This window comes from Actinomadura luzonensis (assembly GCF_022664455.2).
Classification (GTDB): domain Bacteria; phylum Actinomycetota; class Actinomycetes; order Streptosporangiales; family Streptosporangiaceae; genus Nonomuraea; species Nonomuraea luzonensis.
Genome location: NZ_JAKRKC020000002.1, coordinates 2,934,526 through 2,946,488 on the forward strand (window position 1 = coordinate 2,934,526; position 11,963 = coordinate 2,946,488).

Consider the following 11,963-nt stretch of genomic DNA (forward strand, 5'->3'; position numbering starts at 1 on the left):
GGTGTTCCCATGGCTGATCGCACCACTTCGAGCATCACCATCGACGCCGGCCGCGCCGAGGTCATGGCGGTCATCGCCGACTTCCCCGCCTACCCCGAGTGGGCGGGTTCGATCAAGAGCGCCGAGGTCCTCGCCGCCGGTGACGACGGCCGGGCGCGCGACGTCCGCTTCGTCCTGGACGCCGGGATGATCAGCGACACCTACACCCTCGGCTACACCTGGGCGGGCGACGACGGCGTGAGCTGGGAGGTCGTCGAGCCCGGCAAGATGGTCTCGCAGCTCCGCGGGAGTTACCGGCTGGCCGCGGCGGGCAGTGGCACCGCTGTGACGTACGAGCTGGCCGTCGACCTCAGCGTGCCGATGATCGGGATGATCAAGCGCAAGGCGGAGAAGGTGATCGTGGACACCGCGCTCAAGGGCCTCAAGAAGCGCGTCGAAGGCCGCTGAGGTGGATCCCCGGGTCCTGCTCTTCACCGGCAAGGGCGGCGTGGGCAAGACCACCGCCGCCGCGGCCACCGCGACGCTGGCCGCGAGCCGGGGCCTGAAGACGCTCGTTGTCTCCACCGACACCGCCCACTCGCTGGCCGACGCGCTCGCCGCCGAGCCCGGCGAGGTGGCGCCCGGCCTGCACCTGCACCAGGTCGACACCCAGAAGACGCTGGAGCGCCACTGGGGCGAGCTGCAGGACTACGCGCGGGGCGTGCTGACCGAGCTGGGCCTGGACGAGATCACCTCCGAGGAGATCACCGTCCTGCCCGGCGCCGAGGAGGTCATCGCGCTGCTGGAGCTGCGCGAGCACGCCCGCTCCGGCCGCTGGGACGTCATCGTCGTCGACTGCGCGCCCACCGCCGAGACGCTGCGCCTGCTCGCGCTGCCCGAGGCGCTCGACTGGCACGTCAGCCGGCTCATGCCGGTCGGCCGGCGGCTGGTGCGGCTGGTCGCGCCGTTCGTGCGCGGCGTGGCCCGGGTCAGCGCGCCCGGCGACGACGTCATGAGCGCCGGCGAGCGTTTCCACCGCGGCCTCATGCAGGTGCGGGAGCTGCTCACCGGCGAGCACGCCTCCGTCCGGCTCGTGCTCACCCCCGAGTCGGTGGTGCTGGCCGAGGCCCGGCGCACCCTCACCTCGCTCAACCTGTACGGCTACCGCGTCGACGCCGTCATCGCCAACCGCGTCTTCCCCGCGGAGGGCGCCGACGAGTGGCGCGCCCAGTGGGTGGCGGCGCAGGCCAGGCTGCTGGCCGAGGCGGAGCAGTCGTTCGCGCCGCTGCCCATCCATGTCGTCCCCTACCTGCCCGCCGAGCCCGTCGGCAGGGGCGCGCTGACCGACGTGGGGGCGCGGCTCTACGGCGAGGCCGACCCGTTCGCGCCGCCCGCGGCCCCGCCGCCGCTGCGGATGAGCGCCGACGAGCTGACCCTCGACCTGCCCGGCGCCGACCGCGGCGAGGTCGACCTGGCCCGCAAGGGCGACGAGCTCATCATCACGGCGGGCCCCTACCGCCGCATCCTGGCCCTGCCCGTCGCGCTGGCCCGCAGGAAGATCAGCGGGGCGGCGCTCCGCGACGGCGTGCTGCGGGTAGCGTTCAGCCCGGGGAGCGAATCCGGTTCCTGAGGAGTTGAGGAGGATGAGCGACCCCGCAGGCAGGGCCGCCGCCACAGGGAGGGCCAGATGACCGAGAGCAACGCCAGACAAGACAGCACCAGACAGGGCAGCACCAGACAGGGCAGCACCGGGCAGGGCAGCACCGGGCCGGGCGGCGACCGTGACCCGATCGGCACCGTCGCCGACGAGGCGCGCAAGCTGTTCGAGTCCATCCAGGGACGCGCCACGCGCCAGGTCGGCCGGACCGTGCTCAACTCGTTCACCGGCGGCGCGCGCAGGGAGCGCGACGTCTGGGAGGAGGCGGTGACCGAGCCGCACGACGAGTACGTCTGCCGCGCCTGCCCGTGGTGCCGCGCGATCGCGGCCCAGCGCGAGTCCGGGGCCGACGTGACCGGTCACCTGATGGCCGCGGGCGGCGAGCTGTTCGCCGCCTTCCGCGGCGCGCTCGACGCCCTGGGCCGCCCCGCCCCCCGTGGCCCCCGCGACGACCGGACACGCCAGAGCGAGCAGGCACGGCAGGACGACCGGGCCCGCCGCGACGACGTGGAACACATAGATCTGGGATAGGGAGAACGAGGGGCATGCTCACGATCGGTGTCGACATCGGCGGGACCAAGGTGGCCGCGGGTGTGGTCGACGACCAAGGGAAGATCGTCGAACACACGTTGCGGCCGACCGCCGCCGACCGTCCGGACGTGGTGGCCGAGACGGTGGCCGACGTGGTCCGCGAGCTGTCCGCCGGCAGGGACGTCGAGGCGGTGGGGGTGGGCGCGGCCGGGTTCGTGGACGAGACCCGCTCGGTCGTGCGCTTCGCCCCCAACCTCGCCTGGCGCGAGGAGCCGCTGCAGAAGAAGATCAGCGGGCTGGTCGGCCTGCCGGTCGTGATCGAGAACGACGCCAACGCCATGGCCTGGGGCGAGACCAGGTTCGGGGCGGGGCGCGGCCAGTCCCACGTGGTCTGCCTGACGCTCGGCACCGGCATCGGCGGCGGCCTGGTCTTCGACGGCGCGCTCTACCGCGGCCGCTGGGGCATGGGCGCCGAGCTCGGCCACATGCAGGTGCAGCCGGGCGGGCGGCCGTGCGGCTGCGGCAACATCGGCTGCTGGGAGCAGTACGCCAGCGGCCAGGCCCTGGTCAAGGAGGCCAGAGAGCTGGCCGAGGCCGCGCCGGAGCGGGCGCAGATCCTGCTCGGGCTGGCCGGCGGCAAGATCGAGGGCGAGGAGGTCACCGAGGCCGCGCGCCGGGGCGACCAGGTGTCGCTGGAGGCGTTCGGCGCCCTCGCCGACTGGCTCGGCCAGGGCATGGCCGACCTGGCCGCGGTGCTCGACCCGGGCTGCTTCATCGTCGGCGGCGGCGTGTCCAGGGCCGCCGACCTGTTCATCGACCGCGCCCGCGAGAGCTTCGCGCGGCGGCTCACCGGGCACGGGCACCGGCCGCTCGCCGAGATCCGGCTGGCCGAGCTCGGCGCCTCGGCCGGCGTGGTGGGCGCCGCCGACCTGGCCAGGCAGCGCTAGCCGGCGCGTGAGCGCCGGCAACGGCCCCGGAGCCGGCGTCCGGGGCGGCGTCAGGATCGGCACGTACAACCTGCACGGGCTGCGCGACAGCCTGCCCGCGCTCACCCGGGTGATCGCGGGCCTGCGGGCCGACGTGCTGTGCGTGCAGGAGGCGCCGCGGTTCGGCCGGTGGCGGGCCAGGCGGCGGGCGCTCGCGGAGGCGGCCGGGATGCGGCTGGCGACGCCCGGCCGGCTCGGCGGCGTGGCCGTGCTCACCGGCCCGCGGGTGCGGGTGCTGGAGGCGCGCAGCCACGCCCTGCGGGTCTTCCTCGGGCTGGAGCTGCGCGGGCTGGCCGTCGCCGTCGTGGAGGCCGGCGGGGCCCGGCTGGCGGTCGGCTCGCTCCACCTCGACCTCAGCGACCCGGCGCGGATGCACCACGCGGCCGAGGCGGTGGCGCTGATGGAGCGGGCGGCGGCCCCGTACGGGGCGGCGATCGTGCTCGGCGGCGACCTGAACGAGCAGCCGCACCAGCCGGCCTGGCGCTACCTCGCCGGCCGGCTGTCCGACTGCGGGGCGGCCGCGGGCGGGGGCGGCGCGCCGACGTTCCCGGCCGCGCGGCCGGCGGCGCGCATCGACGGCGTGTTCGCCGCGCCCGGGGCGAGCGTCCTCTCCTGCGGCGACGGAACCGGGGCCGGGACCGGGCCCGGGACCGGGGCCGACCCGGCCGATCTGGCCGCCGCGAGCGACCATCTGCCGGTGGTGGCCGAGCTGAGGTTCCAGCTCGGCGCGCGCGGCGCCGGGGATCCCGATTCGGACACCGGCGGGCGGACAGGGCGGCCCAGCCCGTAGCATTTGCTCATGACCCGTCGCTCCCGGCGGCGTGCGCTCTTCCTGATCTTGGCGACGTCCGTGGCCTTGCCGCAGGTCACGCCCGCCGCGCATGCCGATCCTCGCAGCCCCGCCGGAATCGAGGCGTGGCAGCGCTCGACCAGCGTGCGCCTGCAGGCCGACGGCTCCCTGTCCGACGTGCTCGCCGTCTCCACGGGCGACGTGTGGGCGGTCGGCCAGCAGGAGATCTGGGACGTGTGGAAGAACCGCGGCACCGTCCGCCACTGGGACGGCTCCCGCTGGAGCGAGGTGGCGCTGCGCGACGGCACCGGGGCGGGCAACCTCCGCAGCCTGGCCGCGGCCGGCCCGTCCGACGTGTGGGCGGTGGGCGACGGCCACGACGGGCTGCCGTACCTGGCGCACGGCGACGTGTCCGGCTTCGACCGGGTCCGGCCGCAGGGCATGCGGGCCGGCGACTGGCTCGGCGGCGTCGACGCCAAGGGCGGCAAGGTCGTGGCGGTCGGCAGCCGCGAGAAGCAGGGCCTCGTCCTCACCGGGCAGGGCTCCACCTGGTCGGTGCAGCAGCTCAAGGACAAGGGCGTGCTGTACGCCGTCGCGGGCGGCTTCGCCGTCGGCGACACCGGCACGGGCCCGCTCATCGCGCACAACTCGGGCGGCACCTGGAAGTCCATGCCGCTGCCCTCGATCCCCGGCGGCTACCTGCGCGACGTGCAGACCGACAACGCCAAGCGGGCGGTCGCGGTCGGCGGCGTCTACCGCGGCCCCGGCGACGTCTCGCCGCTCGTGCTGGTCTGGAACGGCAAGCGCTGGAAGCAGCAGAGCCTGCCCGTCACCGGCGCCCGCCTCTACGGCGTGACCGGCGACGGCAAGGGCCGCTACTGGATGACCGGCTACGACCCCGAGCGGGCGGCCGAGCCGTTCGTGGCGCGCTGCGAGAAGGGCGCCTGCGAGGTCATCCGCGGCGGCACCGAGAAGGGCCGCAGCAGCGTACGCCTGCAGGCCGTCGCCTACCTCGCCGGCAAGGGCGCGGTGTGGGCGGTCGGGCACGCGGTCGACACCGCCGACCGCTACACCGACGTGGTGGAGTCGTTCGCGCCGCGGCCCGCCGCGGCCTCCACCGCCGCGACCAAGTCCTGACCGCCGCCGTCGTTGCACCGTGGCCGGCCTTGGCCGGCGTGCGGTGGGTCAGAGCACCGCGCCGTCGTCCCAGCCGTCGTTGGACGGCGGGCCGTCGCCCATGCGCACCACCAGCGCCACGAAGCCGCCGATGAACGCCGCCACCGCCGTGAACAGCGCCCACCCCTCCATGTGCCAGCTCGCCATGGCGGCGATCAGGAGGTAGGCGGGACCGCCGAACAGCGCCACCCACGCCAGCTTGGTCGCCAGGTCGAGCTTGGGCAGCGGAGGGGGCGGCGGCGGGACGTAGTGCCCCTCCTCGCCGGCCTGCTCGTCGTCCGAGCCCTCGTCGTGCTTGTCGCCGGCGTCGTCGAGGTCCTCCTCCAGCTCCTCGGAGGGCTTGACCACCCGGCGGGCGGGCTCGGCGGGGACGTTCTCGCTGTCCGGCCATGGCTGGTCGGCCGAGTCGTGCTCGGCGGTGTCGTTGAAGGACGCGACGATCTGCCGCCAGACCTCGTCCTCGTCACTCTGGGGCGTCACCTAGATGGGCCTCTCCACAGTGATCGCGACTTCCCCCTGGGTGCGATCAGTCCCTCTGCAAGGGTACCGAGGCATGTGTCCGGATGAAGTCGAGGCTGCCGGCAAAGATCGTGTCGGCGTCGTTGTCGAGCGTCGCAACATGGTAGCTATCGGTCAGCTCCTCGATCGTGGCCTGCGGGACTTTCCGGCGAATGATCTCTACGCTCGTGGGCTTCACCACGTGGTCGTCCACGCTGTGGTAGACGAGCAGCGGCTGCGTCACCTTCGCCAGGTCGGCCTGCACCAGCGCCCACAGGCCGGGCAGCGAGGCCGCCGCCTTGACCGGGGTGCGGGAGTAGGCCAGCTCGGTCACGCCGGCCTTCTTGACGTCGTTCGCGACGCCGGGCACGGAGGGCACGAACCACTTCAGCAGCGGCGCGAGCCGCATCAGCGGGACGTCGTTGGCGATGGACGGGTTGACCGCGACGACGCCCCTGATGGCCGGGCCGTGCACCTCGGCGAGCCGCAGCGCCAGGCAGCCGCCGAGCGACAGCCCCGCCACGAACACCTCCGCGCAGCGTCCCTGGAGGTCCTCGAACGCCTTCTCCACCTCGGCGTACCAGTCCTCCCAGCGGGTGCGGTTCATCTCCTGCCACCGCGTGCCGTGCCCCGGCTGGCGGGGCAGGGAGACGCTCAGCCCGTGCCCGGCCAGGAACTCCGCCCACGGCCGCAGCGACTGCGGCGTGCCGGTGAACCCGTGGCAGAGCAGCACGCCGATCTGGCCTCCGTCGTGGTGGTAGGGCTCCGCGCCTGGCATGAGCGGCATAACAGCTCCTCCATGCAGTTTCATTCCAGCAATTCATCCTGGAACGGCCCGATCGTCGCACGTTCGGGGGTGTTTGTGCGAGAGCTGGTGTAGTTGCATGGCGCTCAGGATGGGAAGATGACTCTGCCCGCGGACAAACGTGCTGGAGAAGAGGTGCCGGAGTGTTCTACTGGGTGGTCAAGGCCATCTTGGGGCCGTTCCTCCACCTCGTGTTCAGGCCGTGGGCGGAGGGCGTCGACAACGTGCCCAGGGAGGGGCCGGCGATCCTGGCCGGCAACCACCTGTCCTTCGCCGACCACTTCTTCGGCCCGCTGCACCTCAAGCGCAAGGTGATCTCGCTCGGCAAGTCCGACTACTTCACCGGGCGCGGCATCAAGGGCTTCTTCACCCGGATGTTCTTCAGCGGCGTCGGCACCGTGCCGATCGACCGCTCGGGCGGCAAGGCCAGCGAGGCCGCGCTCCGCACCGGCCTGCGCATCCTGCGCGAAGGCCACATCCTGGGCATCTACCCCGAGGGCACGCGTTCGCCCGACGGCCGCCTCTACAAGGGCAAGACCGGCGTGGCCCGGCTGGCGCTGGAGTCGCGGGCCCCGGTCATCCCCTGGGCCATGGTCAACACCTACGAGATGATGCCGCCGGGGCGGCCGGTGCCCAAGCTCGGCATCCGGCCGGGCGTGCGGTTCGGCAAGCCGCTCGACTTCTCCCGCTACTACGGCATGGAGGACGACCGGCTCGTGCTGCGCGCCGTCACCGACGAGATCATGTACGCGCTGATGGAGCTGTCGGAGCAGGAGTACGTCGACAAGTACGCCGCCAGCGCCCGGGTCGAGATGGAGCGCGCCGCCCGCGCCGCCGCCGGGAAGAAGTGAACTGACAGTAGCGGCTCGGTCGCGTAGAGTGGTCTACGATGCTCCGAGCCCATGCGCCGCCCCCGCCGCGCAGGCGTCAGGCGGAGGCCCGTAACGCCTGCTCGGTCCTCTGCATGGCCGTGCTCACGGTGTGCAGCTCCTCGCGGCTGAGCCGGTCGATCAGGTACGCCCGCACCACCTCCAGGTGGCCCGGCGCCACCCGTTCCAGGCAGCTCAGCCCCGCCTCGGTGAGCACCGCCAGCACGCCGCGCTCGTCCGACGGGCAGGTCGCCCGCTCCACCAGGCCCGCCTTCTCCAGCTGGGTGATCTGGTACGTCAGCGCGCTCTTCGACACCACGCAGCTCCGGGCCAGCTCGGTCATACGCAGCTGCCTGCCGGGAGAGCCGGCCAGCCGCACCAGGATCTCGTACTGCGGGTGCGTCAGCCCGGCCGCCGCCTTGAGCTGCTCCTCGATGCGCCGTTCGAGCAGGTGCGCGGTCGAGAGGAAGGCGCTCCAGGCCGCCATCTCCGTCGCGTCGAGCCATCGGGTGTCGGTCACGGCCCCAGTGTACTTGTTGTTCAATTTTGAACTTCCACGCTACGCTCTTGTTCAGATTCGAACGATCGAGGAGGCCGCATGATCGACCAAGCCCGTCCCGTCGTCCTGCTGTTGTCCAGGGTCGCCGTCGGGGTGATCTTCCTGGTGCACGGCTACCAGAAGTTCGTCACGATGGGGCTCGCGGGCACGGCCGAGTTCTTCGAGTCCGCCGGCATCCCGCTGGCCGGGCTCGCCGCGCCCGCCGTGGCCGCGCTGGAGGTCGCGGGCGGCCTGGCGCTCGTCCTGGGGGCGGGGCTGCCGGTCGCCGGCACGCTGCTGGCCCTCGACATGCTCGGCGCGATCGTCTTCGTGCACGGCGGCAACGGCCTGACCGGCGACGGCGGCTACGAGTTCGTCCTGGCGCTGGCCGCGGCGAGCCTGGCGGTCGGCTTCACCGGCGGCGGGGCCCTGGCGCTCGACGGCGCCCTCGCCCGCCGCCGCGCCGCCCAGCCCGCCACCGCCTGACCGCCGGACCGCCGCCTGACCACCGCCTGACCGCCGGACCGCCGCCTGACCACCGCCTGACCGCCTGGCCGCCGCCTGACCACCGCCTGACCGCCTGGCCGCCGCCTGACCGTCGCCTGGTCTCCGCTCGGCCCTCGCCTCACCCCCGCCCGGCCGTCACGCCGGCGGGTGGTCCGGGTCGAGGGTCGTGAGGGCCTCGCGCACCTGCTCCCTGAGCCAGGCGTGCGCGGGGTCGGCGTCGTAGCGCGGGTGCCACGCCTGCGACAACGTCATCGACGGCAGCTCCAGCGGTATCGGGAACGTCACCAGCCCGAGCGCCCGCACCAGCGGCGCGGTCAGCCGCTCGGGCGTCATCCCCACCAGGTCCGACTCGCGCACCGCCAGCAGCGCCGCCCCGAACGTCGGCACCGACCCGGCGATCCGCCGCTCCAGCCCGCGGGCGGCCAGGGCCTCGTCCACCGGCCCCCGCATCCGGCCCCGGCGGCTGGCGATCACGTGCTCGCCGGCCGCCAGCCGCTCCAGCGTCACGGGGCCGCCCGACAGCAGCGGGTGCCCCGGCCGTACGACGCCGATCGCCCGGTCCCGCATCAGCGGCTCCACCCGCGTCTCCGGCGCCGGGTCCTCGACCACCGTCACCTCCAGGTCCGCGCTGCCCTCGCGCAGCGCGTGCTGGTCGCCGTGCCCCTCCGGCAGGAAGTGGAGCGTCACCCCCGGCGCGGACCTGGCCGCCTCGCTCAGCAGCGGCAACGCGACCGCGGTGATCACCGCGTCCGAGGCGAGGATCACGAACCGGCGCACCAGCGTCGCCGGGTCCAGCCGCCCCGGCGGCGTGAACACCCGCCGGGCCGCCTCCACCAGCCCCCGCACCTCCTCCCGCACGGCCAGCGCCCGCGGCGTGGGCACCATCTGCCGCCCCGAGCGCACCAGCACCGGGTCGCCCATCGCCTTCCTGATCCGGCCGAGCGTGCGGCTCATCGCGGGCTCCGACAGGTGCAGCCGGTGCGCCGCGGCCGACACGCTGCCCTCCTCCAGCAGCACGTCCAGCGCGACCAGCAGGTCGAGGCTCGGTTGCGTCTGACGCATGTATCACCTGACAAAGATGCATTTGAGGTCAAGTCACCTCCGACTCTACGGTGAGATCCGCGGGAGGCCTCCGCCGCGCTCATCCACCCACACCGACCCGCTCGGGGGTTCTCACATGTCCGCCACCGTCGTGGAACAGACCGGCCATCCCGCCAGAACCCGGATCATGGTCCTCATGGCGGCCACCGTGGTCCTGGCCGTCGCCCTGGTCGCCGCCGTCAACCTGGCCATCCCCACGCTCGCCGCGAGCGAGCTGCGCCCCTCGCCGGCGCAGATCCTGTGGATCGTCGACGCCTACGTCATCGTCTTCGCCTGCCTGCTCATCCCCGCCGGCGCGGCCGGCGACCGCTTCGGCCGCAAGGGGGTGCTGCTGGCCGGGCTGGGCGTGTTCGCGGCCGGGTGCCTGGCCGCGGCGCTCGCCCCGGACGTCACCACGCTCGTCGCCGCCCGCGCGCTCAGCGGCGCCGGGGCGGCGATGGTCATGCCCGCCTCGCTCGCCCTGACCGTCGGCGCCTACCCCGCCGCCGCCCGCGGGCACGCCGTCGCCGCCTGGACCGCCGCCACCGGCGCGGCCGGGGTGATCGGCAACGTGGGCGGCGGGCTGGTCATGCAGTACCTGCCGTGGCGGGCGCTGTTCGGGGTGCCGGTCGCGCTGGCCGTGGTGCTGGCGCTGCTGGTCGCCGTCACCGTGCCGCGCGCGCCGCGGCACGACGCCGTCCTCGACCTGCCCGGCGCGGGGCTGCTGACGGCCGCGTCCGTGGCGCTGCTCGTCGGCATCATCGAAGGGCCGGAGGCCGGATGGGGGAGCGGGCTGGTGCTCGGCGCGCTCGCGGTGGCGGCCGCGCTGTTCGCCGTGTTCGCCGCGTACCAGCTCCGGGCGGCCCGGCCACTGCTGGACCCGCGGCTGTTCCGGGTGGCGCGGCTGCGCGCGGGGACGCTCGGCGTCGCGGTCACCTTCTTCGGGCTGTTCGCGCTGTTCTTCATGAACGCCCGCTTCCTGCAGGAGGTCAAGGGCTTCTCGCCGCTGCTGACCGGGGTGGCCATCGTGCCGCTGACCGTCCCCATGGTCATCCTGTCGCGGCTGTCGGCCCGCCTGTCGCCGCGGACCGCGGTGCCGGCCGGGCTCGCCGGGAACGTGGCCGGGCTGCTGCTGCTGTCGTTCGCCGGCGCCGGAATGCCGTACCCCGTGTACATGATCGGGCTGCTCGTCATGGGAGCCGCCATGGGGCTGTGCCTGCCGGTGCTGTCGCACGAGATCATGGCCGCGCTGCCGCGCGAACGGGCCGGGCTCGGCTCCGGGCTCAACAGCGCCACCCGCGAGCTCGGCAGCGCGGTCGGCGTGGCGGTCATGGGCACCGTCAGCGCCACGCACGGCATGGCCGCCGGTTACCGGGTGATCGCCGGAGTCGTCCTGGCCGGCGGGCTGCTCGTCATCCGGTGGCTCACGTCAGGTGAGCGCGGATCTGCCTGATGTGCTCGGGAGTCGTCCGGCAGCAGCCGCCCACCATGGACGCGCCTGCCCGCCGCCACTCCGCGGCCGCCTGCCCGAACTCCACCGGGTCCGCCAGACCCAGCCAGCGGCGATGGCCGGCGTCCCAGCTCTCGCCCGAGTTCGGGTAGACCACGACCGGCAGGCCGCCGGACAGCCGGGCGATCAGCGACGGGATGTGGCGCGGCGCGGTGCAGTTCGCCCCCACCGCCACCACCCGCGGGTCGTCGGCGAACAACGCCGCCGCCTCGCGGACCGGGGTGCCGTCGTTCAGCCGCTCGCCGTCGCGGCACGAGAAACTCACCCACGCCTTCACCCCGGAGGTGCCCGCCAGCAGCCTGGCCAGCGCCCGCGCCTCCGGATAGGAGGGGATCGTCTCGCAGGCCAGCAGGTCGGCGCCGGAGGAGGCCAGCACCTCCCAGCGGGGGCGGTGCCAGGCGTACAGAGCGTCCTCGTCGAGGTCGTAGTCGCCGGTGTACTCGGCGCCGTTGGCCAGATAGGCGCCGTACGGGCCGACGGAGGCCGCCACCAGGCCGCGTCCCGCCGCGTCGCGGGCCTGCGTGGCCAGCTCCACCGACAGCCTGATCAGCGCCTCGGCGGCCCAGCGGTCCAGACCGCGGCGGCCGAACCCCTCGAACGTGGCCTGATAGCTGGCCGTCGTGGCCACGTCGGCGCCCGCCGCGAAGTAGTCGGCGTGCGCCTGGCGGATCAGCTCGGGGCGCTCCACCAGCAGGCGTGCCGACCAGAGCTCGTCGCTGAGGTCGGCGCCGAGGCGTTCGAGGTGGGTGGACAGGCCGCCGTCCAGGACAAGTGTGGTCACTCGTCCAGGGTAAGAGCGCCACGGCACTCCCCGGCGCGAATCAATCAGCCCCGGCCCCCGACTTCGCAGCTCCCGACGTCCCGACGACGTCACCCGCAGCCTCACGAGCCTCGGCTTCCCAGCCACCCGGCTTCTCGGTCACCCGGCTTCCCAGCCACCCGACTGTCCAGCCATCCACTCCGTGCCCATCAACTCCGGCCCTCGGCTTTGCGGCCCTCGGCTTTGCGGCCCTCGGCTTTGCGGCCCTCGGCCTCCT

General features: G+C 74.0%; 14 protein-coding genes. 9 read left to right on the top strand and 5 right to left on the bottom strand.

Features of this window, described 5'->3' with window-relative positions:
- Positions 1-9 precede the first annotated feature (9 nt).
- From MF672_RS43975 to MF672_RS44000, 6 genes are read left to right on the top strand one after another with little or no spacing between them, the layout of a single operon-like run.
- Positions 10-447 (top strand): SRPBCC family protein, encoded by a 438-nt coding sequence (locus MF672_RS43975; protein WP_242381390.1) that lies wholly within the window; start codon positions 10-12, stop codon positions 445-447.
- A 1-nt stretch (position 448) separates the two neighbouring features.
- Positions 449-1,609 (top strand): ArsA family ATPase, encoded by a 1,161-nt coding sequence (locus MF672_RS43980; RefSeq protein ID WP_242381389.1) that lies wholly within the window; start codon positions 449-451, stop codon positions 1,607-1,609.
- A 57-nt stretch (positions 1,610-1,666) separates the two neighbouring features.
- The gene (locus MF672_RS43985; protein ID WP_242381388.1) at positions 1,667-2,167 is read left to right on the top strand and encodes a DUF5304 family protein; all 501 of its coding nucleotides are present in this window, start codon (positions 1,667-1,669) and stop codon (positions 2,165-2,167) included.
- 14 nt (positions 2,168-2,181) lie between these two features.
- Entirely contained in the window at positions 2,182-3,114 is a 933-nt protein-coding gene (locus MF672_RS43990) for an ROK family glucokinase (protein ID WP_242381387.1), read from the top strand.
- 7 nt (positions 3,115-3,121) lie between these two features.
- Complete coding sequence (locus MF672_RS43995) at positions 3,122-3,943, top strand: endonuclease/exonuclease/phosphatase family protein (protein ID WP_242381386.1); 822 nt, start codon at positions 3,122-3,124, stop codon at positions 3,941-3,943.
- A gap of 9 nt (positions 3,944-3,952) precedes the next feature.
- Positions 3,953-5,080: a hypothetical protein gene (locus MF672_RS44000; protein ID WP_242381385.1), complete on the top strand. Its 1,128-nt coding sequence runs from the start codon at positions 3,953-3,955 to the stop codon at positions 5,078-5,080.
- A gap of 48 nt (positions 5,081-5,128) precedes the next feature.
- On the opposite strand, the gene MF672_RS44005 is transcribed toward MF672_RS44000, so the two are convergent.
- Positions 5,129-5,599, bottom strand: coding sequence for a hypothetical protein (locus MF672_RS44005; RefSeq protein ID WP_242381384.1), 471 nt, complete (start codon positions 5,597-5,599; stop codon positions 5,129-5,131).
- 46 nt (positions 5,600-5,645) lie between these two features.
- Positions 5,646-6,404 carry an alpha/beta hydrolase gene (locus tag MF672_RS44010; RefSeq protein WP_242381383.1) on the bottom strand — a complete coding sequence of 253 codons (759 nt, stop codon included), beginning with the start codon at positions 6,402-6,404 and terminating at the stop codon, positions 5,646-5,648.
- Between the two features lie 161 nt (positions 6,405-6,565).
- On the opposite strand from MF672_RS44010, the gene MF672_RS44015 reads away from it, so the two are divergent.
- Positions 6,566-7,273 carry a lysophospholipid acyltransferase family protein gene (locus MF672_RS44015; RefSeq protein WP_242381382.1) on the top strand — a complete coding sequence of 236 codons (708 nt, stop codon included), beginning with the start codon at positions 6,566-6,568 and terminating at the stop codon, positions 7,271-7,273.
- 76 nt (positions 7,274-7,349) lie between these two features.
- Here the strand turns inward: MF672_RS44015 and MF672_RS44020 are convergent, their stop codons facing one another.
- Positions 7,350-7,811 (bottom strand): MarR family winged helix-turn-helix transcriptional regulator, encoded by a 462-nt coding sequence (locus MF672_RS44020; RefSeq protein ID WP_242381381.1) that lies wholly within the window; start codon positions 7,809-7,811, stop codon positions 7,350-7,352.
- 78 nt (positions 7,812-7,889) lie between these two features.
- Between MF672_RS44020 and MF672_RS44025 the strand changes: the two genes are divergently transcribed.
- A complete protein-coding gene (locus tag MF672_RS44025; RefSeq protein WP_242381380.1) occupies positions 7,890-8,315 on the top strand; it encodes a DoxX family protein in 426 nt (141 codons plus the stop codon).
- A gap of 156 nt (positions 8,316-8,471) precedes the next feature.
- Here MF672_RS44025 and MF672_RS44030 read toward each other — a convergent pair whose 3' ends face one another.
- Positions 8,472-9,398 (bottom strand): LysR family transcriptional regulator, encoded by a 927-nt coding sequence (locus MF672_RS44030; protein ID WP_242381258.1) that lies wholly within the window; start codon positions 9,396-9,398, stop codon positions 8,472-8,474.
- A 115-nt stretch (positions 9,399-9,513) separates the two neighbouring features.
- On the opposite strand from MF672_RS44030, the gene MF672_RS44035 reads away from it, so the two are divergent.
- Positions 9,514-10,869 carry an MFS transporter gene (locus MF672_RS44035; protein ID WP_242381259.1) on the top strand — a complete coding sequence of 452 codons (1,356 nt, stop codon included), beginning with the start codon at positions 9,514-9,516 and terminating at the stop codon, positions 10,867-10,869.
- Here the strand turns inward: MF672_RS44035 and mmuM are convergent.
- A complete protein-coding gene (gene mmuM, locus MF672_RS44040; RefSeq protein ID WP_242381260.1) occupies positions 10,841-11,707 on the bottom strand; it encodes a homocysteine S-methyltransferase in 867 nt (288 codons plus the stop codon). The genes MF672_RS44035 and mmuM overlap by 29 nt on opposite strands.
- Positions 11,708-11,963 lie beyond the last annotated feature (256 nt).